28 protein-coding genes are annotated in these 24,907 nt (G+C 36.7%); 14 read left to right on the top strand and 14 right to left on the bottom strand.

The window, feature by feature from the left end:
* Window positions 1–16 precede the first annotated feature (16 nt).
* Window positions 17–952, top strand: a complete 936-nt coding sequence (locus O7776_RS17080) for a YihY/virulence factor BrkB family protein (protein ID WP_274308135.1) — start codon at window positions 17–19, stop codon at window positions 950–952.
* Between the two features lie 49 nt (window positions 953–1,001).
* On the opposite strand, the gene O7776_RS17075 is transcribed toward O7776_RS17080, so the two are convergent.
* Window positions 1,002–2,906, bottom strand: a complete 1,905-nt coding sequence (locus tag O7776_RS17075; RefSeq protein WP_274308134.1) for a heavy metal translocating P-type ATPase — start codon at window positions 2,904–2,906, stop codon at window positions 1,002–1,004.
* Between the two features lie 209 nt (window positions 2,907–3,115).
* Here O7776_RS17075 and O7776_RS17070 point away from each other — a divergent pair, with 209 nt between their 5' ends.
* The gene (locus O7776_RS17070) at window positions 3,116–4,498 is read left to right on the top strand and encodes an L-cystine transporter (RefSeq protein WP_274308133.1); all 1,383 of its coding nucleotides are present in this window, start codon (window positions 3,116–3,118) and stop codon (window positions 4,496–4,498) included.
* Between the two features lie 24 nt (window positions 4,499–4,522).
* Here O7776_RS17070 and O7776_RS17065 read toward each other — a convergent pair whose 3' ends face one another.
* From O7776_RS17065 to O7776_RS17055, 3 genes are all read right to left on the bottom strand, one after another.
* A complete protein-coding gene (locus O7776_RS17065; protein ID WP_274308132.1) occupies window positions 4,523–4,768 on the bottom strand; it encodes a hypothetical protein in 246 nt (81 codons plus the stop codon).
* 114 nt (window positions 4,769–4,882) lie between these two features.
* Window positions 4,883–6,424, bottom strand: coding sequence for a fumarate hydratase (locus O7776_RS17060; RefSeq protein ID WP_274308131.1), 1,542 nt, complete (start codon window positions 6,422–6,424; stop codon window positions 4,883–4,885).
* 188 nt (window positions 6,425–6,612) lie between these two features.
* Window positions 6,613–6,795, bottom strand: coding sequence for an SE1561 family protein (locus O7776_RS17055; protein ID WP_241370404.1), 183 nt, complete (start codon window positions 6,793–6,795; stop codon window positions 6,613–6,615).
* A gap of 459 nt (window positions 6,796–7,254) precedes the next feature.
* Between O7776_RS17055 and O7776_RS17050 the strand changes: the two genes are divergently transcribed.
* A complete protein-coding gene (locus tag O7776_RS17050) occupies window positions 7,255–8,415 on the top strand; it encodes an MFS transporter (protein WP_274308130.1) in 1,161 nt (386 codons plus the stop codon).
* 18 nt (window positions 8,416–8,433) lie between these two features.
* Here the strand turns inward: O7776_RS17050 and O7776_RS17045 are convergent, their stop codons facing one another.
* On the bottom strand, window positions 8,434–8,661 hold the full coding sequence (locus O7776_RS17045; protein WP_274308129.1) for a carboxypeptidase: 228 nt from the start codon (window positions 8,659–8,661) through the stop codon (window positions 8,434–8,436).
* A 129-nt stretch (window positions 8,662–8,790) separates the two neighbouring features.
* Between O7776_RS17045 and O7776_RS17040 the strand changes: the two genes are divergently transcribed.
* Window positions 8,791–9,267, top strand: coding sequence for an RNA polymerase sigma factor (locus tag O7776_RS17040; RefSeq protein ID WP_274308128.1), 477 nt, complete (start codon window positions 8,791–8,793; stop codon window positions 9,265–9,267).
* On the top strand, window positions 9,267–9,953 hold the full coding sequence (locus O7776_RS17035) for a zf-HC2 domain-containing protein (RefSeq protein ID WP_274308127.1): 687 nt from the start codon (window positions 9,267–9,269) through the stop codon (window positions 9,951–9,953). Before O7776_RS17040 ends, O7776_RS17035 begins: the two co-directional genes overlap by 1 nt.
* 45 nt (window positions 9,954–9,998) lie before the next feature.
* Here the strand turns inward: O7776_RS17035 and O7776_RS17030 are convergent, their stop codons facing one another.
* The 7 genes from O7776_RS17030 to O7776_RS17000 form a co-directional block, all read right to left on the bottom strand.
* Entirely contained in the window at window positions 9,999–10,394 is a 396-nt protein-coding gene (locus O7776_RS17030) for a VOC family protein (RefSeq protein WP_274308126.1), read from the bottom strand.
* 101 nt (window positions 10,395–10,495) lie between these two features.
* Window positions 10,496–11,551 carry a 2,3-butanediol dehydrogenase gene (locus O7776_RS17025; RefSeq protein WP_274308125.1) on the bottom strand — a complete coding sequence of 352 codons (1,056 nt, stop codon included), beginning with the start codon at window positions 11,549–11,551 and terminating at the stop codon, window positions 10,496–10,498.
* A gap of 295 nt (window positions 11,552–11,846) precedes the next feature.
* Window positions 11,847–12,959: a DUF4179 domain-containing protein gene (locus O7776_RS17020; protein WP_274308124.1), complete on the bottom strand. Its 1,113-nt coding sequence runs from the start codon at window positions 12,957–12,959 to the stop codon at window positions 11,847–11,849.
* A gap of 5 nt (window positions 12,960–12,964) precedes the next feature.
* On the bottom strand, window positions 12,965–13,498 hold the full coding sequence (locus O7776_RS17015) for a sigma-70 family RNA polymerase sigma factor (protein ID WP_274308123.1): 534 nt from the start codon (window positions 13,496–13,498) through the stop codon (window positions 12,965–12,967).
* 185 nt (window positions 13,499–13,683) lie between these two features.
* Window positions 13,684–15,045: a 23S rRNA (uracil(1939)-C(5))-methyltransferase RlmD gene (rlmD, locus tag O7776_RS17010; protein WP_274310534.1), complete on the bottom strand. Its 1,362-nt coding sequence runs from the start codon at window positions 15,043–15,045 to the stop codon at window positions 13,684–13,686.
* Between the two features lie 134 nt (window positions 15,046–15,179).
* Window positions 15,180–15,944 (bottom strand): polysaccharide deacetylase family protein, encoded by a 765-nt coding sequence (locus O7776_RS17005; RefSeq protein WP_420802189.1) that lies wholly within the window; start codon window positions 15,942–15,944, stop codon window positions 15,180–15,182.
* Window positions 15,945–16,029: 85 nt separating this feature from the next.
* Complete coding sequence (locus O7776_RS17000; protein ID WP_274308121.1) at window positions 16,030–16,929, bottom strand: TIGR01777 family oxidoreductase; 900 nt, start codon at window positions 16,927–16,929, stop codon at window positions 16,030–16,032.
* Window positions 16,930–17,038: 109 nt separating this feature from the next.
* Between O7776_RS17000 and recX the strand changes: the two genes are divergently transcribed.
* From recX to O7776_RS16985, 3 genes are read left to right on the top strand one after another with little or no spacing between them, the layout of a single operon-like run.
* Window positions 17,039–17,845, top strand: a complete 807-nt coding sequence (gene recX / locus O7776_RS16995; protein ID WP_274308120.1) for a recombination regulator RecX — start codon at window positions 17,039–17,041, stop codon at window positions 17,843–17,845.
* Complete coding sequence (locus O7776_RS16990; protein WP_274308119.1) at window positions 17,838–18,167, top strand: YfhH family protein; 330 nt, start codon at window positions 17,838–17,840, stop codon at window positions 18,165–18,167. Before recX ends, O7776_RS16990 begins: the two co-directional genes overlap by 8 nt.
* Before the next feature lies 1 nt (window position 18,168).
* Window positions 18,169–18,438: a YfhJ family protein gene (locus O7776_RS16985; protein ID WP_274308118.1), complete on the top strand. Its 270-nt coding sequence runs from the start codon at window positions 18,169–18,171 to the stop codon at window positions 18,436–18,438.
* A gap of 145 nt (window positions 18,439–18,583) precedes the next feature.
* Here O7776_RS16985 and O7776_RS16980 read toward each other — a convergent pair whose 3' ends face one another.
* The gene (locus O7776_RS16980) at window positions 18,584–19,573 is read right to left on the bottom strand and encodes a metal-dependent hydrolase (protein ID WP_274308117.1); all 990 of its coding nucleotides are present in this window, start codon (window positions 19,571–19,573) and stop codon (window positions 18,584–18,586) included.
* A 116-nt stretch (window positions 19,574–19,689) separates the two neighbouring features.
* On the opposite strand from O7776_RS16980, the gene mutY reads away from it, so the two are divergent.
* Window positions 19,690–20,748 carry an A/G-specific adenine glycosylase gene (gene mutY / locus O7776_RS16975; protein WP_274308116.1) on the top strand — a complete coding sequence of 353 codons (1,059 nt, stop codon included), beginning with the start codon at window positions 19,690–19,692 and terminating at the stop codon, window positions 20,746–20,748.
* A gap of 59 nt (window positions 20,749–20,807) precedes the next feature.
* Complete coding sequence (locus tag O7776_RS16970; RefSeq protein ID WP_274308115.1) at window positions 20,808–20,993, top strand: hypothetical protein; 186 nt, start codon at window positions 20,808–20,810, stop codon at window positions 20,991–20,993.
* A gap of 240 nt (window positions 20,994–21,233) precedes the next feature.
* On the opposite strand, the gene O7776_RS16965 is transcribed toward O7776_RS16970, so the two are convergent.
* Window positions 21,234–21,386, bottom strand: a complete 153-nt coding sequence (locus O7776_RS16965; RefSeq protein ID WP_241370421.1) for a YpzG family protein — start codon at window positions 21,384–21,386, stop codon at window positions 21,234–21,236.
* An 890-nt stretch (window positions 21,387–22,276) separates the two neighbouring features.
* Here O7776_RS16965 and O7776_RS16960 point away from each other — a divergent pair.
* From O7776_RS16960 to ntdP, 4 genes are all read left to right on the top strand, one after another.
* Window positions 22,277–22,597 (top strand): PadR family transcriptional regulator, encoded by a 321-nt coding sequence (locus O7776_RS16960; RefSeq protein ID WP_274308114.1) that lies wholly within the window; start codon window positions 22,277–22,279, stop codon window positions 22,595–22,597.
* Window positions 22,590–23,192: a DUF1700 domain-containing protein gene (locus tag O7776_RS16955; RefSeq protein ID WP_274308113.1), complete on the top strand. Its 603-nt coding sequence runs from the start codon at window positions 22,590–22,592 to the stop codon at window positions 23,190–23,192. Before O7776_RS16960 ends, O7776_RS16955 begins: the two co-directional genes overlap by 8 nt.
* Window positions 23,189–24,022, top strand: a complete 834-nt coding sequence (locus O7776_RS16950) for a DUF4097 family beta strand repeat-containing protein (protein ID WP_274308112.1) — start codon at window positions 23,189–23,191, stop codon at window positions 24,020–24,022. The genes O7776_RS16955 and O7776_RS16950 overlap by 4 nt, the downstream gene beginning before the upstream one ends.
* A 235-nt stretch (window positions 24,023–24,257) precedes the next feature.
* Complete coding sequence (ntdP, locus tag O7776_RS16945) at window positions 24,258–24,821, top strand: nucleoside tri-diphosphate phosphatase (protein WP_274308111.1); 564 nt, start codon at window positions 24,258–24,260, stop codon at window positions 24,819–24,821.
* Window positions 24,822–24,907 lie beyond the last annotated feature (86 nt).

The following is a 24,907-nucleotide window of genomic DNA, read 5'->3' as shown; positions in this document are numbered from 1 at the left end:
TTAGGGTGGTGGCTAGATGTCAAACAAAAGACAACAAAATGAAACGTTGGCACTCATTAAATCTTTCGTAGTAACTGATCCAACTCAAATCGATATATTAACAACAAAGGGCTTTTTTCAGGATTTAATACACCGTACAAAAAACAGTGATATGTCGGGAATGGGTGCACAATTAGCTTACTTTTTCTTATTATCATTTTTTCCAATGCTTATTTTTATGGTAACGCTTTTACCATATTTAAATTTAGAGCGGGGACAAGTTTTTGATTTTTTAAGTGATATTATGCCAGATGAGGTGTATAGCCTTATTGAGGGGACATTAATAGAGGTACTAAGCAGTCAAAATAGTGGATTACTTTCAATCGGGATTATTGGTACGGTATGGTCTGCTTCTAAAGGTGTAGATGCGCTCATGAAGGCATTGAACCGTGCTTATGATGTAGAAGGTAAAGCAGGTTTTATGAATCGAATTTGGTCGTTATTTTTTACGATCTCATTAGTAGCAGTTATTTTAATGGCGCTTATTTTACCTGTATTCGGTCAGCAAATTGGTAAACTTATTTTCAGTTATTTTGGTGTTGCGGAATCATTTGAAACAATTTGGACATTTATTCGATGGATTACACCGCCATCATTAATCTTTTTGTTATTAACGGCTATGTATTGGATTGTTCCAAATACGGATCCTCGTTTGACAATTGTGAGTGTATTTCCAGGTGCCTTTTTTGCTACATTAGGATGGCTCGTATTCACTTACGGATTCTCGTTTTACATTAATAATTTTGGTAACTATAGCGCGACCTATGGCAGTATTGGCGGGGTCATTATTTTAATGTTGTGGCTGTACTTTACAGGGATGATGTTAATTTTTGGTGGCCTGCTAAATGCGACGTTTCAAAAACGCCAACTTGCCAAAAAGAATAAAGAAGACGTAAAGTCTCCAGTATTTTAAAAGAGTGGATCCGGTTGAAAATTTCAATCGAATTCACTCTTTTTGATCTTTATACTTTTTTACTTAATAAGCGTAATCCGTTTAAAATAACTAAAATTGTACTTCCTTCATGACCGATAACCCCAAATGGTAAGCTAATTGCTTGGAAGAAATTTGAGATGATTAGTAGGGTAATGACGGCTAGTGAGAAGATAATATTTTGCTTAACGATGCGCTGCATTTTACGTGAAAGCTTTACCGCATAAGCAATTTTGGATAAGTCATTTTTCATTAATACTAGATCTGCTGTTTCAAGGGCAACATCTGTACCGCCACCCATTGCAATACCTACTGATGCTGTTGCTAGAGCAGGAGCGTCGTTAATTCCGTCGCCAACCATGCCAACATGTTCGAAATCTGCTTTATATTTTTTGATATGCTCTACTTTTGTTTCAGGTAGGCATTCGGCTACATAGCTTGTGACAGTAGCTTCTTTTGCGATTGCTTTTGCAGTTGTTTCATTGTCACCTGTTAGCATTAAGACATCGATGCCAAGTTCTTTTAAAGCTGCAACGGCTTTTTTTGCTTCTTCACGAACTACATCTTTTAGTGCGACTAGTGCAGCAATACCTTGTTCATCTTTTAAAAAGACAACTGTTTTCCCATCTTGAGCTAATTGTTGCAATGCCCCGTTGTGAAAGCTATTCGCCAGCTCTTTCCCAACAAATTCAGGTTTACCAATTGCATACGCATTGCCTTCAAAAACAGCCTTTAATCCAAAACCAGGAATATCCTCAATTTCGATATTGTGTGGAATAACGATCTGTTGTTTTTTGGCATATTGTGTAATGGCCCGTGCTAGTGGATGGTTTGATTGTGCTTCAATACCTGCTAACAATGCTAATGTGTCTAATTCATGTAACCCTTCACGTACGATAAAATCCGTTACAGCGGGAGTACCTTGTGTAAGCGTACCAGTTTTATCAACTGCTAAAACACGTAGTAAACTTAAATGTTCTAAATGCACGCCACCTTTTACTAAAATCCCGTTTTTTGCCCCATTAGATATAGCGGATAATGTTGCTGGCATAATTGAGGCAACGAGTGCACATGGAGATGCTACGACTAATAACACCATGGCACGGTAAAATGTTGTCGTCCAGTCCCAATCTAGTAAATAGTGAGGTAGTACCATCATTAACGCTACAGTAATTAATACGCCTTTAACATATAGCCCTTCAAAGCGCTCGATAAATTGCTGTGAAGGGGATTTTTCACTTTGCGCTGATTGCACAAGCGTAATAATTTTTTGGAATAATGTTTCTGAATTTGGTTTTGTTACAGTAATTGTTAATACTCCGTTTAAATTTACTGTTCCGGCAAATGCATCATCACCGATATTTTTTGAAACGGGCATCGATTCACCTGTAATTGCTGCTTCATCGACTGTAGATATACCTTTGAAAATCGTCCCGTCTGCTGGGATACGTTCACCTGGTTTAACTAAAATATGGTCATTTACTTTTAATTCTTTTACTGACACTTTAATTGGTTCAAATCCACCACGTATTAACCAAGCCTCTTCAGGTTGTAATTCCATTAATGAAGAAATTTCTTTATGGCTTTTGTTCATGGCATAGGTTTCAAGTGCACCACTAAGGGCAAAAATAAAAATTAAAATAGCTCCTTCTGTCCAATAACCGATAATCGCTGAACCAATTGCAGCTAAAATCATCAACATTTCGACATTCAATGATTTATTTTCAAGTGTATCTTCAATACCTTCTTTAGCTTTGGCGTAACCACCAATGACAAAGGCAGATAAATAAGCCATAATGGCAGCTGTCGTTTGACCAGTAGATTCCATTCGCCATGCGAGTAAAATGATTAGCCCAGCAACTAGTGCAGCAATTAATTCTTTATGTTCATTAATTTTCTCATTTATTGATAAGTTTTCTCGATTAGAATTCTCCATAAGTACCTCCTTGATAATGAATATCATTGTTAAAACAACTGATAATTGATTTCATTTAGTTTATAATTATTTTTTATTTAGAATTATTATAATTTAAATAATTGGGTTTGTAAATAAAAAGTAAAAAGAATAAAAACAATTCATACTTGACTTATAGGAATTATAGATTAATATAAGAAGTACATTTAAACTTAATGGAGGGATAGAAATTGAATTTATTCGTTTTACTTAATGTTGCAGTGTTACTCATTGTCATTGCATTTTTATATTTCCTTAAAACCAAGCATGTTAAATTTTCAAATCGTGTATTTATCGCTTTAGGTTTAGGGGTTTTACTTGGTGTAGGCTTACAATTTGCTTACGGAATTGAATCGGAGACACTAACAGAAACAATACCTTGGTACAATATTGTTGGTTCTGGTTATGTGAAATTACTACAAATGATTTCAATGCCTTTAGTTTTTATTTCGATTTTAGCGGCATTTACGAAAGTAACAATTGGGAAAAACTTTGGTAAATCAGCAGCAATTATTTTATCTGTATTAATCGGTACAACAGCAGTGGCAGCCAGTATTGGTATCGCTTCAACAGTGATCTTTGATTTAGATGCAAACCAAATAATGCATGGGGATGCAGAAGTAGCTCGTGGTGAAGCGATGGTAGAAAAATCTGCGGAAGTAACAACATTACCAGATCAAATTTTATCAATGTTCCCAGCAAACCCATTCTCTGATTTAACTGGTGCGCGTGCGACATCAACAATCGGTGTTGTAATTTTCGCAGCGTTCCTAGGATTTAGTTATTTAACACTTGTTCGTAAAGAGCAAGAAACGGCTGATAACGTGAAAAAAGGAATCGACGCACTATACGGTTTAATTATGGGTGTTGTTCGAATTATTTTACGTTTAACTCCTTACGGGGTAGCAGCCATTATGGCACGTACAGTTGCAACAAGTGACTTAGGTGCAATTATGGACTTAGGGAAGTTCGTATTAGCTTCATATGTAGCGTTAATTACAATGTTCATTATTCACTTAATTATTGTCGCATTAACGGGTTTAAGTCCTTTACAGTATGTAAAAAAATCTGCAGAAACATTATTATTTGCTTTCACTTCTCGTTCAAGTGCAGGTGCGTTACCGCTTAACATTCAAACGCAAACAAAACGGTTTGGTGTTCCGGATGGTATTGCAAACTTTGCAGGTTCATTCGGTTTATCAATCGGACAAAACGGCTGTGCTGGAGTATATCCTGCAATGTTAGCGGTGATGATTGCACCAACAGTTGGGATTGATCCGTTAACACCGGGCTTTATCACGACATTAATATTAATCGTTGCCATTAGCTCATTTGGTGTAGCAGGTGTTGGTGGTGGTGCGACATTTGCGGCAATAATCGTCTTATCAGCAATGGATTTACCAATCGCATTAGCAGGTATTTTAATTTCGGTTGAACCATTAATCGATATGGGGCGTACAGCGCTTAACGTTAGTGGTTCAATGGTTTCTGGTATCGTATCAAGCCGTGCAACAAACGAGTTAGATACAACGATTTATAATGAATCGGCTGATAAAGCGCCATTAGTTCAATAATAGAAAATTAAAAGTCGCACAGAATCATTCTGTGCGACTTTTTGGTGATTGATAGAGCTTGTCGCGTTGAAAAAACGCAGCAACAAACAATAACCATAAAAATAAGCATAAATAGAGGTAAATATATTGAAATGTTACGTGAGGGAAAATGAAGGTTACATAAAGCGTAAATAACAGTGCAATAGCAAGGCTATGTTTCCACTTGTATTTTGAACTAAAGTAAATTTGCGTACCAATAAATAATAGGTTTAGTAATTTTAATATGAACACATACATCCCCCTGTCTACTACTATTTTTTTCAGTATAGCAGACAGGGGAGTGTTAAGTCATTATACAAAAACAGACTCGCCGCAAATTGCAAGCGAGTCTGTTGTCTATTTAAATTAGAATACACGCTCACCGTGCATTGCTAATTTGTCTAATGAAGATTTTTCTACATCAGCGTGTAAAGAGTTCCCATGAGAGTCCATTGTTACTACTGCTGTAAAGTCTTGAACTGATAAGTGCCACATTGCTTCAGGAATACCGAATTCAATTAAGTCAACGCCATCAACTGATTTGATGCAGTCTGCGTAGTACTGTGCAGCACCACCGATTGCGTTTAAGTAAACGCCGCCGTGTTCGCCAAGAGCTTTTAATGTTTTTGGACCCATGCCGCCTTTACCCATAACAGCTCGGATACCGAATTTTTTCATGATGTCGCCTTGGTATGGCTCCTCACGAATAGAAGTTGTAGGACCGGCTGCTTTCACAACCCAGTTGTCAGCTTCATCTTTCGCCATTACTGGACCACAGTGGTAGATGATTTGACCGTCTAAGTCTACTGGAGCTTCAACGCCTTCACCGATTAAGTGGTGGTGAATTGCGTCACGGCCAGTGTACATACGACCAGAGATTTTAACAACGTCACCAACGTTTAATGAACGAATTTGCTCTTCAGAAATTGGAGCAACTAATTCAACAACTTTGTTGCTAGCATTAGCTTCTGATTTTTCTTCGTCTTTGAACGTGATTTTTTCGCCTTCTTGGTAGTGCCAGTTTGTAATTTCTCCAGTAGCTGGATCGATATCAATTGCCATACGACGGTAAGCCCAACAGTTGTACGCTACTGATACGAAGAATGATGCTGGTAAGCGGTCCATTACGCCAATTTTACAGCCTAGTAATGTTGCTTCACCACCGAAGCCCATTGTACCAACGCCAAATGTGTTAGAAGTTTCTACGATATAGTCTTCTAATTTAGCTAAGTCTTCGATTGGATTTACGTCTTCAACGTGACGGAATAATTGCTCTTTTGCAAGATCGTAACCAGAAGAGCGGTCACCACCGATACCAACACCGATGAAACCAGCTGAACAGCCTTGACCTTGTGCTTGCCATACAGAGTGTAAAATACATTTACGGATACCGTCTAAGTCACGACCAGCGCGGCCTAAGCCTTCTAATTCTGTAGGTAAAGAGTATTGAATATTTTTGTTTTCACAGCCGCCACCTTTTAAGATTAACTTCACTGTGATGTAGTCGTTTTCCCATTGTTCAAACTTCACAACTGGAAGACCAGCCCCAATGTTTGTACCTGAGTTTTTCCCAGTTAAAGAGTCAACTGAGTTTGGACGTAATTTTGCATCGCCAGTTGCTGCAGCGATTGCAGTTTGGATTGCTTTTTTAATTTCAATTTGGTTTACGCCAACCGGAGTATATACTTTAAATGTTGGTAGACCAGTATCTTGACAGATTGGAGATACATTGTCTTCAGCCATTACGATATTTGTTGTAATCGTGTCTAATGTCATTGCTGCACGAGTACCAGCGTTTTCAGCTTCTTTGGCAGCTTTAATCGCGCGACGAACGTCTTTTGGTAAGTTAGTAGATGTTTCAGTTACTAAAGAATAAAGACTTTTTTCTAAAGTTTCTAAGTATGCCATCTTATTTTTCCCCCCAGAAAAATAGTATTGTTTTAAAATCCATCTTACATTATAACCTTTTTAATCTAGAAAAAAAAGAGCGCTTACATCCGATGTAAATGAAAATTATGAAAATCAGTTATTTAGCTAGAAAAATGAAATAAAACAATGAAAAAAGCAATGCCTATTTAGAGCATTGCTTTTCGAAATTAGTCTTCGCGTGATTGAAATTGTTCCATCTTTTGTTCTAAATCGTCCATCATTTGAATTAAGCGATCGATATCTTCTAATTCTGTTGTTTCCGGATCGATAGCATCTAACACCTCAAGGAAGATTTCTAAACGTTCTTTTAAATACGTTACTTGCTGCTCTTTGTTTGTAATTGGATTCATATGAGAGATTCTCCTTTGTGTTTGCTTACGTTAAGTATACTACGTTCTTTCATAAAAGTTAATGGACAACTTATAGCAAAGATAGTTGGATTTTATTAAGTAACTTTATAAATATAGCCAATTGTATAGTACTTGTTAATTATTTTAAAATTCTGTGTATTTTGAATATTGATATAATTAGTTTGTTGTGATATTGTAAAAGCATACTTAAATAAGAGGGAGATGGTTGGAAAAATTATATATTAGCAAACTCACAGAAAAGGAGGACGTTTAAACGTTTTTCGGCGAATCTGCCGACAAAGATTGTTTACGTAAAGTACAAATGGAATTAAGTGAAATTTAAAACCCTAGTTAACTTTTAGAGATAAAGTTAGCTAGGGTTTTTGAGTTTGTAAAATTTCTCCCAAATGATTGAAAGCTATGATACGATGTGTTACGTATGAAAAAGGAGATTGAAACATGAGTTACGAACGACGTAGATTTATCATTTTGGTCATTATTGTATCCATTTCAGGATTTTCACAAGGGATGCTGTTGCCACTAATTTCCGTTATTTTTGAAGGGGACGGGGTTTCTTCAATAATAAATGGTCTAAATGCAACGGGTTTATACATAGGTACATTATTAATTTCACCATTTATCGAGCAACCGCTGCGTAAATATGGATATAAGCCAATCATTATTTTAGGTGGGGCACTCGTATTTGTTTCATTATTTTTATTTCCGTTGTGGAAAAGTGTGCTGTTTTGGTTTGCGTTACGTATGCTTATTGGCATTGGGGATCATGCACTTCATTTTTCAACGCAAACGTGGATTACGTCATCTACACCTACACATAAACTAGGAAGAAGCATGTCGATTTACGGTATTTCCTTTGGGTTAGGTTTTGCGGTTGGTCCATTATTTGTGCCACTTGTTGAAATATCAGAGACGTTGCCGTTTATCATATCATCTATTTTATGCTTAGTAGCATGGTCACTCGTGTTCTTCGTGAAAAACGAAAAGCCAGAAGCGTTAACTGGAGATGCTAATCAAACAGGATTTACACGATATAAATTAGCAATAAAATATGGTTGGGTCGCATTTTTACCGCCATTTGTCTATGGTTTTTTAGAATCGTCATTAAATGCACTGTTCCCGGTCTATGCTTTACGTAAAGAATTTGATTTAGCATTTGTTTCGATTATGCTTGCTGGTTTTTCTGTTGGAGCCATTTTAATGCAGTTTCCACTTGGAGCGCTTGGCGATAAAGTGGGGCGTCGTAAAGTCATTATTTCAGGATTGTTACTAGGGGCAGGTATATTCTTGGTTGGTAACTTTGTTGAATATTCGCAAATGCTTGTCGCAGTTAGTTTTTTTGTAGGAGGGATGAGCGTCGGTTCTATGTTCTCGTTAGGCATTACCTATATGGCTGATTTAACACCGAAAGAGCTTTTACCTACAGGAAATTTACTGTGTGGAATTTTCTTTAGTTTAGGTAGCTTAAGTGGACCGTTTTTAGGAGGTTTATATTTAGAGTTATTCCCGAATGAAGGTTTTTTACTATTAGTAGCTACGATTTTGTTCCTAGTCGCCCTTGTAGTCATGAAATTTGGGAAAACAAGCAAAGTAGTCATTTAAGCAAAGAAGCAGGCGTTCTTAATGAGAACGTCTGCTTTTTACTGTAAAAAAGACAATTGTAGTTAGAATACACGCTAAAATTATGTACATAAAGACATTTAAGTAATTAACTCCGCCAAATGTAACAGCTGCTTGTAAAGAGCTTGCAGAAGTTTCATCGTTGCTTGGAAAAATGACACCACCAAGCCATGAAATGCCGAAAAAAGAAATAGCAAAAGTGATTGCTACAAAAAGAAAGTTTTTCATATTTATACCTCCTAGCAAGTTCTATTTTACATGAAAATAAAAAAATAAGGCAAAGTTGAACAATAATTAATAATTTTTGTAACGAATTTAAATTTCGCTAGTCTTATGTAGGAAGGAGGGAAGGGGGAGATGAATTTTGAACAAATCTATCGTCTTTATTTTCAAGACGTCTACCATTTTATGCTCGCATTGTGTCGCAATGAGACACTTGCAGAGGAAATTACACAACAAACCTTTTTTAAGGCTCTACAAAATATTGATCAATATAAAGGGAATTGCCAAATGAAGGTATGGCTCTGCCAAATTGCAAAAAATACTTATTTTACACATGCAGAAAAGCAAAAGCGTTATGTAAAAGAACAAGCGGACCGAGAAGATGATTTAAAAATCGAACAACAGATATTAAAAAAAGAACAAGCCTTCTACCTTCATCAATTAGTCCATCAATTAGATGAACCTTATAAAGAGGTGTTTTCGCTTCGAGTATTTGGAGAGCTTTCATTTTTACAAATTAGCCAGCTCTTTGAAAAAACGGAAAGCTGGGCAAGGGTTACATTCTATCGAGCAAAAAAGAAAATACAGCAAATGGCTAAGGAGGAACAGTGATGACTAAAATTACATGTGATATTGTCCAAGATGTATTGCCACTTTACTATGATGAAGTGTGCAGTCAGGATACGAAAAAGCTAGTGGAGGCGCATCTTCAAAGTTGTAAAGAGTGCCAAATAGAATTGAAAAATCTATCGACAATCGTTCCGGTGCAGCAATCGGAAACAAAGCAAAATGCACAGGATAAAAAAATGATGATGTCTTTGGCTGATTCGTGGAAGGGTTTTCGGAAAAAGGCCTTTTTAAAAGGGGTTGGAATTACTGCACTTGTGGCGTTACTTTTATATGGAGGCTATTTCGGATTATACGAGTGGGATATTAAGCCAGTTAAACAAGATAATATAGTAATTACAGAGATTGCACAGCTCGCAGATGGTCGCATTGCATTTCATGTTGACTATCTTGATGATATCGATATTTATCGTGTGAAATATGAGCTTCATGAGGATGGAAACTTTTATATGATTCCATTACGAACAATTATCGGCAAAAGCTCGTTACCTCATTTTGTCGTAGGTGAAGGTTATCAGGATTTTAATTTGCCTAGTCGACAGATAGACCGCGACGGGAAAATTAAGGCACTCTATTATGGCTCTCCTGAAAACGCACAGTTGATATGGAAAGAGGGAATGGAATTGCCAAAAGCAAGTGAAGAACTAAAAAAGCAATTAAAAATAAACTGATAAAAAAAGCGCAGAATCAAATTGAATGGTTCTGCGCTTAATTGATTATTTTGCTTCTTGGTCAGGTTGGTGGATGCCCAAAATATTGCCTTCGGTATCTAAGTAATAGCCTTGCCAAGCCATACCGGGTAAGGCGTATTTTTTTACCGCAACTTGTCCACCATTTTCTAAAATTTTAGCTTCTGTTTCATCATAATTGGCAATCCCCATCGTGCATACCGCAGAGTTTACACTTTGACCGGGAGCAGGTGAAGGTGATTGACGTTGCATAAGTGCACCGTTAATTCCAGGATATTGATCATCACCAGTAATAGCACCAAAATAAGGCATACCAGCATATTCACTATAATCTTCGAATTGCCAATCAAATACGTTTTTATAGAAATTCTTTGCTCTTTCCATATCATCAACATGAATTTCAAAATGAATCATTCTTCCCATTAGAAAACCTCCAATTTCATATTTCATATTTCATAATTATCTACATTCCCAATAATGTTCCACTTTAAACAAAAGTGATGAAGTAATGAAAAACTAGAAAATTATTTCGAAGCAACTAAAATTTTAATTTGATCTTTGTCGTTTACTAATGTTTCAAAGCCTTCTGTAACAACTTCATTAAGTGTGATGCGTTTTGTAACTAATTTATCCGCAGGGAAGTAGCCTTGCGTCATTAAGTGCATAACTGCAGGGAAAATATCACGATATGCAATAATTCCTTTTACGCTACGCTCTGATAATACAATATTGTTTGGTTGAATGGATGCTTCTTTTTCCCATATTGAAACAATAATTGTTTCTCCCTCAAACGAAGTAGAATCGATTGCTTGTTTTAAGACAACTGGAACGCCTGTTACTTCATAGGCAACATCTGCACCACCATTTGTTAATTCATGAATTTTTGCCACTACATCCGCTTCTTCTGCAGGATTTATTACTGCAGTTGCGCCTAGTTCTAATGCTTTTGCACCGCGCTCTTTCGATAATTCCACGGCATAAATTTCAGCAGCACCTGCTACTTTTAATGCTTCAATCACTAATAAACCGATTGGACCTACACCGAAAACAACGGCTTTGTCACCAGCTTTTAATTTACTCATACGAACGGAGTGTAGAGCTACTGCTGCAGGTTCAACTAAAGCACCTTGCTCTAATGATAATCCTTCAGGCATTTTGTGTACCCAACGTTCATCAACAACTGTGAATTCAGAGAAACCACCGCCACCACCTGATAATCCATGGAAGCCTAAATGTTTACAAATATTATATTTCCCTTTTAAACATGCAGGACATTTACCACATGCTAAAATCGGTTCTACGACAACTTGATCGCCGACACTGACACTTGTTACACCTTCGCCAATTTCAACGACTGTACCAGAAAATTCATGACCCATTACAACTGGTGCAACTTCTTTACTTACGGCATGTGGTGCGTCAACTGGAACGAAAATTGGACCTGCTATATATTCATGAAGGTCACTACCGCAAATTCCTGTCCATGCAACTTGAATTTTTACGCGACCTGCTGTTACTTGAGGTTCTTCAATTTGTTCAACGCGAATATCTTTTGCTTTATACCAACGTGCTGCTTTCATGATAATCACTCCATTTAAAATAGTTACTACACTAGTAGTACTAGCTCTAGTATAACGAAATTTCCTGATGCATTTTATGGAGATACTGTTAAGTTTTGTGTGAATAATTTATAGATTTGATTATGGATTGCTTGAAATACAAGGCGTTTTAGGCATATTAAATCATTTTGCAATAATGAAGTATATAGGGTAAATTGGGCTGGATTTATAATTTCTTCAACTCTGAACGTCCCATATAAAAAGCTGTCTGCTAAGCAATATTGTATCAATACTTATAGACAGCTTAAAATAAACATTATTTATTTAGAGGTACGTGAATTGGTTCAATTTTATATGGTTCGATTACCTGCTCAAGAAGACCATCACTATTTACTACCTTATAAGCAGTTACTATAGGTGTAATAGTAATATAAGATGCATTGTTATTCGGTATATTCATTGTAATTCGTGGAGTGCTAATATGATTTATGTTGAAATCTGTACTATGCCCTGTATTACGATAATGAATAATGTTATATTCATTTCCCAAATCATCTGATACTAAATATTCTATTGATACGGTTCTTAGCTCCTCTTGTTCTTGAGAGACGATGCGTTCATCAACTTTTTCGGCGAGTTTAATCGTTGTTGAAATTGGTGATTGTGTTATTTTAACTAGCGTTATTTCAACACCTGTATCGGACGACTTTATCTTAGGAGATTTAAAACTCGTAACGCTATTTTCAAGTGCTTGTAAGGAAAATTCGAAATTCCAATGTCCTGATACTAATTGGTTTCCATTATTTAAATTCGTTACATTATCGCCTTGCCAGGAAATGTTAATTGTTTCAGGCTTTGAACCTGTAATTAATTCATAAACGTATAGTACGGCATATTCATGTTCATCAATTTTTTTTACAAGATAATTTTTGGAATAACCAGAATGCTTATATTGATCCACAAATTCGTCAACAATGATATCTTCTAATAATACAGGACGTTCGCCTAAATCCTGCTCACTCTTAATAGTATAGGCAATTGTAATATTTTCTTTATCATAAACTGCATCTGTAACTGTAATACTAATGCCGTTACTTTCTTGAGTTTGTCCGATATAGGTTGTATGCTCGCTGTAATCTTCAAAAATATTGCGTTCATTATCAGTGAAAAACTCAAAAATATTTGTGAAAGTAGGTAGTTTTTCTGCAAAGGTTGGAAATGCAATATTTAAAGTAATGAATGAAATGGCACAAATACTAGCAATAGCTGAAACAAAATGTTTTTTTCTTTTAAAGAATAAGGCTTTTTTTGACTTTAGCCTTTTTTGTGTACGCTGAATAATTCGCTTTTGTTCAACAGCTGAAAGGGGAATTTGTTCGTACTCCTCTATATCTAATTTAACATCATTCAAATCATTAAAAATAGACATCTTCCTTACACCTCACCTTTTAATAAAATGTTTTTTAATTTTTTTCTTCCTCTAGATAATTTATTGTGTATCCATGAAGGTTTTACTTGTAATTCATTTGCGATTTCTTCGGTAGGGATTCCTTCTACATAATATTTGTTAAATATTGCTTTTTCAGTATCGTTCAATTCGTTTAGCAAAATGGCTAAATCTGAGTTGTGAATACTAATAGGTTCATTTAGAAGACGGTCATTTATTTCAGTAGTACTAATATGTTTCTTTACATGGTTGAGCTTTCGGAAATAATCAATTGCGCGGTATTTTGCGATTGCAGCTATCCATTGTTTAAACTCATTTTTAGATGGATCAAATGAATTGATGTTAAACCATATAGAAACTAGCACATCTGCAAAACATTCCTCAATGTCTTGATTATGACTAATAAGATACTTCCGAATAATTCCGTTGAGTAAGCCACCATAAGTTATCACGAGATAATCAAGTGCTTCTTCGTTTTTAAGCTGTATTTGTCGTACAACGTTTTCATCTGATATCTTCAATTTAGCCCTCCTTTATGAGTTACTTAGGTACCTAAATATTAATACGGCTCCACCATTAAAATCCTATCAATAATTAAAAAAATAGTTTTATCGACTTTCTAAAATAAATAAAAATAAAAGCATTCGCTTCAAAAGAGCAGAAAAATGCTCAGATTGAAGGGAATGCTTAATGAGAAAATTTAAATTTATTTCTTTAACGTCAATTTCACAACACATTCAACTTGAGCTGTTTGTGGGAACATATCCACTGGCTGGATATATTCTACATGATAGGCTTTTGAAAGCTCTTTTAAATCACGTGCCAATGTAGAAGGGTTGCAAGATGTATAAACAACGCGCTTTGGTTTAATTTTTAATACGGTTTTAATAAAGCCCGGCTCTAAACCTGTGCGTGGAGGGTCGACTGAAATAACGTCTGGTCGGTAACCTTCACGTGCCCAGCGGAATAACCATTTGTCAGCTGAACCCGGGAAAAAGCGTACGTGTTGTAAGTTTGCATTATTTCGGGCATTCATTTTTGCATCAGCAATGGCTTCGTCGACATTATCCATGCCGCGCACTTCACGAGCACCATCAGCAAGCCACATACCAATTGTCCCAACGCCACAATAGGCATCGACAACATTTTCTTTCCCAGTAAGCGCGGCAGCTTTTTTGATTTCATCATACAAGTGAACTGTTTGCCCCGGGTTAAGCTGGAAGAACGCACGTGTTGATAATTCAAATGCATACTCACCTAGTTTTTCAAGTATCGCTTCATGCCCATCTAATACAATTGTTTCCTCACCGAAAATTAATGATGTTTTTTCGCGATTGATATTTTGTGTAATTGAAACGATCGATGGATCAATCTTTTTAATGCGCTCGATTAATTCTTCTTTATGCGGTAATTCGTTACGTGTAGTGACTAAACATACTTGTGTTTCGCCAGACTTCAAGCCAGTACGAACAACAATTGTACGTACTAATCCGTTTAAAGTTTTGCCATCATAAATTGTAATATTTAACTTTTGTAAAATTTTACGTACAGCGACCGTAATTTTTGACGTTAACGGATGCTGAACTAAGCAATCATTGATGTTTAGTAGCTGATGTGAGCCCTCTGAAAACAGACCAGCATAAACACGTTTGCCTTCTTTTCGTACTTGGAATTGTGATTTGTTACGGTAGTTCCAAGGATTTTCCATACCAAGTGTTGGACGAATTTCCGTTGTTTCTGCGATTTCTTTTGCGTACTTTTCAAATGCTTGTACGACGATATCGCGTTTATTGGCAAGCTGTGCTTCATATGTCATATGCTGTAATTGACAGCCACCGCAATCTGCATACACTGAGCATGGTGCTTCTTGACGAAATTCACTAGCTTTACGAATGTTTAAAATTTCAGCCTCTGCGAATTTAGGTGATACTTTTGTTAATTTGACTGTTACTTCTTCTCCAGGAATCGCACCTTTTACGAATACGACGTTACGTTTATAAAATCCAACACCTTCACCATTAATGCCAAGGCGTTTTATCGTTAACGGGAACTTTTGCCCGACTTCCATTTTTACTTCACTCAAGTTTACACGTCCTTTAAATACTTCAACTCGCACTAAAGGTTAGCGCGAGTTGAATCGTTTTTCTTCATCATTTCATTATAGCGGACAACGACTTGAAAGAAAAGGAACGTCACTTGGTTCTAGTATGGCATCACTTGCTCATATTCGAGCACTAAATCATCAAGCGAGCCAAACGTATACCCTTGCGCCTTTGCCTCTTTTATAAATTTTGGCAGCGCTTCGGCATTATCTTGCGCAACCGTATGCATTAAAATAATCGCCCCTGGGTGTAGCTGATTCATTAGGGCATTATACGCATATTCATAGCCGCGACGCTCATCTTTTAGCCAATCTTTAAAGGCAATTGACCAAAAAATATGACGATAACCGACCTCATTGCCGACTTTTAATACTTGTTCATTAAATATTCCTTCGGGTGGTCGGGCATAATAGGTACGATCAACACCAGTTAACTCATAGAGCTTTTCATCAAAGCCAAACCATTCTTCTTTCATTTCCTGAGCTGATAATTTGGCCATATTTGGGTGACCATCTGAGTGATTCCCAATTGTGTGACCGTCCGCAATCATTCTTTTTACTAAATCGGTCGCACTCGTTAAATAATGACCCGTTAAGAAAAAGGTCGCTGGTGCTTTCTCGGCTTTTAATGTGTCTAAAATACTTTCGGTAAAGCCGTTTTCATAGCCGTTATCAAACGTTAAGTAAATAACCTTTTTGGATGCATCCCCTTTGTAAACGGCCCCGTAATTATCGAGTAAACTTTCTAACGGTTCGCCAATTTCAACTGGCTCTGCATTACGACTTGGCTTAAAGCCCCAATGGAATTCCTCGGCCTTTGCAACGGTCATATAGGAAATTAGGGTGACGACGAGTACGAACGCCATTCCAATAACATGTTTTTTCACGAAAAAAAGCAACCTCCTTTGGCAGATTTGTTACAGGTAGGTTGCGTGGAAACGGTAATTTTATTCACTGATACAAATCACGGATCGCATCTTCTACAGAAGCGTAGTTAAATGTGAAATTTGCATTTAGTAATTTTTCAGGTAAAACATGCTGACCTTTTAATACGAGGATACTTTTTTCGCCAAGCGCTAATTTAAGTGCAATGCTTGGAACAGGAAACCAATGTGGGCGATGCAATGCTTTACTAATTGCTTGTCCAAAAGCTTTCATGCGTTTAACATTTGGTGTCGTAAAATTAATTGGCCCACGTAATTTGTCATGTTCGATAACGAATAACAAGGCACGTACCACATCATCAATATGAATCCAGCTAAGCCACTGCCTACCAGAACCAATCGTTCCACCAATACCTAACTGATAAGGAAACACCATCATCGGTAATGCACCTTCACCTTTTGCTAAAATAACCCCAAAACGCGTTAAGCACGTACGGATTCCTAATTTTTCGGCCAGAGTAGCTTTTTGTTCCCAATGATCCACAACTGTACCTAAAAAATCGCCAGCTTTTTCAGAGGAGTGTTCTGTATAAACAGCATTTTCTGATACTGGATAAATGCCGACTGCACTTGCATTGATGTAAACAGAAGGTTTATGTACAACAGCTTGCATAATACGCAATGCTTCAGTAGTTGAATCCATGCGGCTATTATAAATTTTTTGCTTTTGCTGCTCTGTCCATCGACCTTCATTTAATGACACTCCAGCCAAATTAATAAAGGCATCTAAATGTTCAAGCTGTAATTCGGGCTTTGCATTATGTGTTAGCCACTGTACATAGCGTATATTATTTTCCATTCGAGAATTTCCACGCGTTAAAATTAGAATTTCATGTCCTTTGGCTTGAAGTAGCTCTGTTAATTTTCGACCAACCATTCCCGTACCACCAGCAATTGCAATTTTCATAGTATCCCTCCTCTAAATGTCTTATATTCAGTATACTGTGCAATGAAACTCAAAGTAAAAAGATGTATACTAAAAGAAAAGGTATGTGTAGTAAAGCGAGGTGTACATTTTGCGAGCTATTACGAAAATTAGTCGCCAAAAGCGTAATCAAGACCGTTACAATATATATTTGAATGAAGAGTATGCATTTGCAGTCGATGAAGGTACACTGATTAAATTTGGTCTGCAAAAAGGCAAAGTACTTGAGCAATTCGAAATTGATGAAATACAATATGAAGATGAAATCGCAAAAGCATTTAATAAGGCAATAGGCTTTTTAAGTTTCCAAATGCGTAGTGAGCATGAAGTAAAGCAAAAGCTATTGCAATTAGGACATGGGGAAGCAGTAATACAAGAAGCGATTCACAAATTAAATCGCCTCGGCTTTTTGAATGATGAAAGCTATTCGAAGGCATTACTCGAAACGAGGAAGCGTACGGCCAAAAAAGGACCAGCTGCGATTCGCCAAGATCTAATGAAAAAAGGGATTGCCAAAGATTTGCAGCAAGAAGTATTGAATTCTTATGGTCACGATGAACAGCTACAGCTTGCGATGGAACTAGCAGAAAAGGCGATTCGTTCTAACGACAATAAAACACCCACTCAAGTAAAGCAAAAAATTCAAGATGTTCTGTTGCGTAAAGGCTATTCATACGGCATAGTAAACGATGTGTTAGAGCGATTAACATTAGAGCGGAAAGAAGACGAATGGAGCACATTAATTGAAAATCAAGGTGAAAAAATTTGGCGCAAATATGCAAATAAATTCGAAGGCTTTGAACTGCATCAAAAGGTGAAGCAGGCATTATATCAAAAAGGTTTCCCGTCAGAAATCATTACAGCATTTATCGAACAAAAGGAGCAAGAAAATGAATGAATTAACATATAATCAAATGTCAGAAGCAGAATTACGTCAAGAAATTGCGAACTTACGTGAGCAAGCGCGTAAAGCTGAGCAGTTAGGAATCGTCAATGAATACGCGGTTTATGAGCGTAAAGCATTAATGGCGGAAGCGTATTTAGTGGATCTCTCTACGATTGTTCCAGGAGAAATGTATCGTCTTACGGGTGCACCAGGTGAGTTTTTCCAAGTAGATCGTTTAAAAGGCCGCTTTGCATGGGGGCACCGTTTAGGTTCAGACCGTTTTGAAGAAGCATTACCAGTTTCACTTTTACGTCCGATGAAAGAGGGGAAGTAAGATGGAAGCGTACTATCAAAAGTTAACTGAGCAATTATTGGAGAAAAATCCCGAATTACCAACAAGTCGTGCACGTACGTGGGTAGAATTATTATGCAGTGATTTCGAATCCACTTCTGCCAAAGCGGGTGTTGACTATCGTGGAATGGAATATACAGCGAAATTAGTAAGCCAATTAATAGAGAGCTACGGCGACAAATTACATTTATTTGCCGCAAAAAATCCGAAATATGCTGATTTACTAAATGACAGTGATGACACGTTAAATTAAATAATAGTAGAAAAACTCAAATAGCATGAAAATAGTGCGAGTTGGTGTCTTTTTTTATGTGGATGTAATTAATGAACTTATGTATAACTATCCACGAAAAAAGAGGGTGTGTTAAAAGCTCATGGCTTTTAACACACCCTCATTTCTATTCGTTGCCGGCGCCAATTTGTAGCTTTTTCATTAACTTTTCTTCACTGAAAATCCAGCCAGTATATGAGTTGACGATATTTAAATCTTGATCTAAGTGTGCAACTGCCACAAAAGGATAGTGGTCATTACTACGATAACGCAAATCGATTAATCGTAATTCCGACAATCCATTTTCAATCTCTGCGATTTCCCAACGATGAATAGGAGAAAATGATAAAAAAGCATCGATATTGGGATCTTTTAATGCAGCTGTTACAAGTGCCGTTTTAGGAATTGGCTCGATTTTAAATTTATCGTAAATATTTACTGTACGACGATATGAACGTCCTACATAGAAATGTGTTTTTGATTTTGCGGCGACTTTCCATTGGAAAAATTTCATTGTCGGAGCGACAATAACAAATTCTTCGTCTTTAATTTCACGGTGGACAGCCGATTTAACCGCTTTTTGTAAAGAAAAGCGTAAAATATAGTAAAGCACGATAATAAAGTACATGATACTAAATGTAACGACAGGGTCTGCACCAAATATCCATAATAGAATGCCTAGGCAGTGAATCCCAAAAATAAACGGATCGAATGTATTGATGACGGCAAGAGCTACCCATTTTTTAGAGAACGGGCGTAAAGCCTGTGTACCATAAGCATTAAAAATATCGACAAATACATGTAGAAACACAGCAAGTTGTGTCCAAAGCCAAACATGGAAAATGTCTGAGGAAGGTAATACTAGCGCTAAAACGCCTGTAATAAGCAGTGGCCATATAAGAACAGCAGGAATGGAATGCGTGATGCCACGATGATGGCGAATATAAATAGCGTTATTGCGCAATTTTAAAACCGTATCAATATCAGGTGCCTGTTGCCCGATGATTGTACCTGCCATAACTGCAGCAAACGTCATTGGATGGCTAGCTACAACAGGGTCAGCAAGCGCAAGACCACCAAGAGCAATACCCATAACAAAATGTGTACCTGAATCCAAAATGAATCATCCTCTCATAGACAAAAACGTTTATAGACGGAATTAATTAACAATAGTATTTATCATTATAATATACCCTTTTTACGTGAAATAAAATCGAATTTTTGGAGGATAATGTGAACTATCAATATACGTCAGAATTTCGGCAGGCATTAGTCGAATGGTTTAAAAAAGAGCATCGTGATTTGCCATGGCGTCATACTAAGAATCCCTATAAAATTTGGGTGTCAGAGGTGATGTTACAGCAAACGCGGGTGGATACAGTAATTCCCTATTACAATCGCTTTATTGATAAATATCCAACTTCTGAAAGTTTAGCATATGCAGCTGAAGAAGAGCTATTAAAAATGTGGGAAGGTCTTGGCTATTATTCACGTGTACGTAATTTACAAGCGGGTGTAAGGGAAGTTGTTGAAACATATGGAAGTAAAGTGCCAGACAATCGCCATGATATTTCGAAATTAAAAGGAGTGGGTCCGTATACAGCGGGGGCGATTTTAAGTATTGCTTTTGGCAAACCAGAACATGCGGTCGATGGCAATGTGATGCGTGTGTTAAGTAGGGTGCTAAACATAGATGCCGATATAGCACTTCCGAAAACAAAAAAGATTTTTGAAGATGCGGTGATGGAATTAATAGACCCTGAAAATACATCGGCATTCAACCAAGGATTAATGGAACTTGGAGCGCTCATTTGTACACCAACTTCACCGAAATGCTTGTTATGTCCAGTTCGTGATTACTGCACAGCGTTTCAAGAGGGAGACCCAACAACGCTACCAGTGAAATCTAAAAAAGTAAAAACGAAAAATATCGATTTTGATGTACTGGTCATTCGAGACTCGGCAGGGCGTTTTCTAATGGAAAAACGCGCGGAGACAGGGTTACTCGCTAATATGTGGCAATTTGTCATGATTGAACGTGTAAAAGATGCAAACTCATTTGCGCAAGCACAGCAACAATATAATCTTGTGTTAGACGATAAACTTGCCGTACCAATTGACAGCTTTAAGCATGTTTTTTCTCATTTAAAGTGGCTGATTGACAGCTATTTAGTCGACTGCTTGAAAGCCCCAGAACAATTACCAAAAAATATGAAATTTTTTACAAAAGAGCAAATTGAGCAATTACCTATGCCAGTCCCAATGTTAAAAATTTGGGGTAAAATAAAGTAGCTCTATGCATAATTTATGTACCATCCGTCCACAATAATGGGCGTGGAGGTGACAAACATATGAAGCGTAATGAAAATAATCGCAATCGTCAATCAAACGTAAATAATCCAGCAAAAAACAATGAGCCCGCAAAACGTGAAGAATTTGGGCGTGAAGAAAGCTTCGGGAAAGTAGAGCAACAACGCCAAAAACAAAAGCAAGAGCAACGCAACACGCAATTTGCAAAACGGAACAATAACTTCTAAATGGAAGAGTGTACGGAAAGCTAATAACTTTCTGTACACTTTTTGTTCGTGGATTGTTAAAGGTAATTTCCCAATTAAATCTACATTAGAAGAGAAGAATCATTTGGCGCGAAATGGCTTTTCATTATGTAGAGTTGTGTAATGCACTCAACTGCATTTGAAGTCATTATAAATTAGCGTATGCAAAAAGAAAGCCCAGAAAAAATTCTGGGCTTGATTACACTTACTGCCTCTAGCTGACTAAAACTGTCGGGCTTTCGCTTCGCTTCTCAAAATACGGTTATGCAGAGTAATTTCTGTTTCACCATTTACTTGAGATTTCGCGTGCTTAATCCTTGTCCAGTTACGGCGGATTTTTCGAGATTTTGGGTCTAACTCTTCAGGCCTACTCATGTCGCATCCTCCTCATCAAAATAGATTTCTTAAGTGAAATCATTATTAATATGGATTTTTCAGCGATTGTTATACGTTTCTTAATAATTCCATTTATTCTTCCTTTACAAAAAAATAGACCCAGAATTATTCTGGGTCTGAGTACACTTATTGCCTACAATTGACAAAACTGATTAGCTTCAGCTTCATAAATCAAGCAATAACTAGTCAGAGTAATCTCTGTTTCACCATGCTTTTATTATATATGAAGCTTACTTGTTATTCAGTTGGGGCGGATTGTCCTGAGATTCTTGGTCCATTGGATTCGAATTACTCATGATGCATCCTCCTCATCAAATTAGATTAATAAGTGTTACCTAAATAAGTATGAACTGCATATAAGAATCTATTCGTCAATTTTAAATAAGAATTTAGTGGAGCACATGCAGTTGGAGCAGTATCATTAAATACTCAAAATCATTATTGTGGCACTGTTAGCTGCTTTTCTTGAAACACCTGTTGTGCAATTTTTAGCGCATTTTATACTCGTGAAAAGCCTATGTAGGGTACTAAAGCATCATGCTCCACCGTATGCGACGTTTCTTCCTCTGTTACATACTGCTTAATCGTCTCCAAACATTTTGTAAAACGTTCATTCATTAACATCCCTTTGATTGTGTTAAAAAACATCATCCATTAATAATTTGTTTATTGGAAGGCCATTTCCACGATTTTAATTTGTCGTACAGAAACCTGCAGTTGATTCCCTATTCAATGTACCAAAATTCGTTACATAAAAATATATATTGGAATTTATTTGCAATACAATACTATACACTATATAATATCCTTATACTATACAGCGTATAATATAAAACCTTTTATAGGAATAGGATTGTGAGGTGAATGCGGTGACGTTTCAACTGGGGTCTTCTTTACTGGATGCGTGCGTGCTTGCAATTTTAGAAAAGGAAGATGCTTACGGATATTCTCTGACACAGGAGATCCAATCGGTCATGGATATTTCGGAATCGACGCTTTATCCTGTATTGCGACGCTTGCAAAAGGCTGACTTTTTAATTACGTACGATCAGCCATTTCAAGGAAGAAACAGACGCTACTACAAGATTACAGAACTAGGACGCTTGCGCTTATTAGAACTTCAAACGGAATGGAAAATTTATAAACAGAAAGTAGACAGTGTATTAATAGGAGGGAAATTAGATGGATAAAGCGGGATATTTAAAAAAACTAAGGAGCAAATTACACAGACTCCCAACATATGAAATTGATGCCGCACTTATTTATTATGAAGAATATTTTGATGAAGCAGGACAAGAAAATGAACAAGATGTTATAGATAAGTTAGGCCCTCCCTCGCAAGTGGCTGCGCAAATTTTAGCCAACTTTGCGATAAAAGATTTGGATACTACGCCACCTTCTACAAAAAAGAATATGTCGGCAATTTGGCTCATCATCCTTGCAATACTATCAGCTCCACTTTCTTTACCGCTACTCGCGGTGGCAGTGGCACTCATCATTTCTGTGGGTGCGATTGTTTTCAGCTTTGTTATATCGGTCATAGCCATCGTTGGTAGTATTTTATTTGGTGGCGTTGTCGCATTAATTTCAGGTTTTTTCATTATTACAGAACATTGGCCGACTGCACTATTATTTACAGGTTTCGGACTTGTTACTACGGGCATTGGCATATTGCTTACCCCTGCAACAGCACGTCTTATTAAAAAAATAGGTGTTGTTTGTGTAGAAAATTTAGCTAAATTATTTCGAAAAATTACACGAAAACGAAAGGGTGACCTTCAATGATTAATCGTCTTAAACTGATTGCGGGTAGTATGATTGCAATCGGCATTGTATTTACCATTATTGGTTTTGCCTCTGGCGGAAGATGGTTCATTTTAGTAGACAGTTCGGGCTTTCACGTACCAAACGAACAATCTTTAATCTCCCAATCATACGAACTCGAGGCATTTGAAAATATTATTGTTACAAATAAACATGCTGATATCGAAATAATACAGTCAGATAGCTATTCTTTAGAATTAAGTACCTATAAAATGACAGATGTGATGTATAGTGTAAAAGGCGATACATTAACAGTTGAGTCTAACAGCCAAAAAAACAATGCAATGACTATTGGTGTTGGCCCATTTAAAACGCCTTCAATTAAAATCTATGTACCAAAGGATGCCTTGTTCTCAAATATTACATTAAAATCTAGCTTCGGGGATGTAAATTTACAGCAATTAAATTATGAACAGCTCAATCTGGATGTGCGCCATGGAGATATTTCATTCAACAACATTAAAGCGGGACATACAGAAATCATAAACGCCTTTGGGGATATTACATTACAACAATTTACTAGTGCTAGTTTAATCGTAGAAAGCGAGCATGGTGATATTGAAGTCGATGGTAAATTAAACGGGAATACGAAAGTCACTTCTAGTTTTGGAGATGTAGATCTTAAGTTAGTAAACAACAAGGAAAATTTCGGATATAAACTGAATACTAGCTTTGGTGACATTTCAGTAAATGGTGAAGAATATAATGGCAAAATTGCTGAGTTATATGAAGGAGATAATCAACTAGAAGTTTTACTCTCTCATGGTGACCTTAAGTTAACATTAAAATAATGGTAAATGGAGGCTATCCGCAAAAAAATGGGTGGCTTCTTTTTTATTATAACTGAACTGAATAGATAACAAGTCTAATTAAAACCAGTATTTGTGTGTGTTTTCTTGCAATACGCAAATATTTCGCAAATAATTGAAAATTATAGCATTCTAACTACAAGTTTTGTCAAAGCATTGTTATAATACAATAAAGACTGTTAAAATTTTTAGCTAAGACGAAAAGGTGGGCTTGAAAATGGCATTACCGGTTGAAGGAGAAACAATCCAAATACATAGTTATAAGCACAATGGTAATATCCACCGTGTCTGGCAAGAAACGATGGTATTAAAGGCAACCAAAAATGTAATTATTGGTGCAAACGAAAAGACGCTAGTTACCGAGTCGGATGGTCGTACTTGGCTAACACGTGAACCATCGATATGTTATTTCCACGCTGAGCATTGGTTTAATATTATTTGTATGTTGCGGGAAGATGGTGTGTATTATTACTGCAACATTAGTTCTCCCTTTGTGTTCGACAATAACTGCTTAAAGTATATTGATTATGATTTAGATGTGAAGGTTTTTCCAGATATGAGTCATGCGTTATTGGACGAAGACGAATACGAGCAGCATAAATTGGAAATGAATTATCCTGAAGTGATTGATAAAATATTAAAGCGGAATGTAAAGACGTTGATTAGCTGGATCGAACAACGTCGAGGGCCATTTGCTCAGGATTTTATTCAATCATGGACAAGCCGTTATGAGCTACTAAGCGAAATTCAAGCGAATAAAAGTATTGAAGAGTCTGAGTAAACAATCTTGTTTACGAAGGCTTTTTTTATCTTAGAAAGTATAATTTTTTTAAAGAAACTCACGTTAAAAGTATATTTTACTAAATG

This window comes from Solibacillus daqui (genome assembly GCF_028747805.1).
Taxonomy (GTDB): Bacteria; Bacillota; Bacilli; order Bacillales_A; family Planococcaceae; genus Solibacillus; species Solibacillus daqui.
Note: the sequence above shows the minus strand (reverse complement) of the source record. Positions and strands in the feature narration are given on the sequence as shown.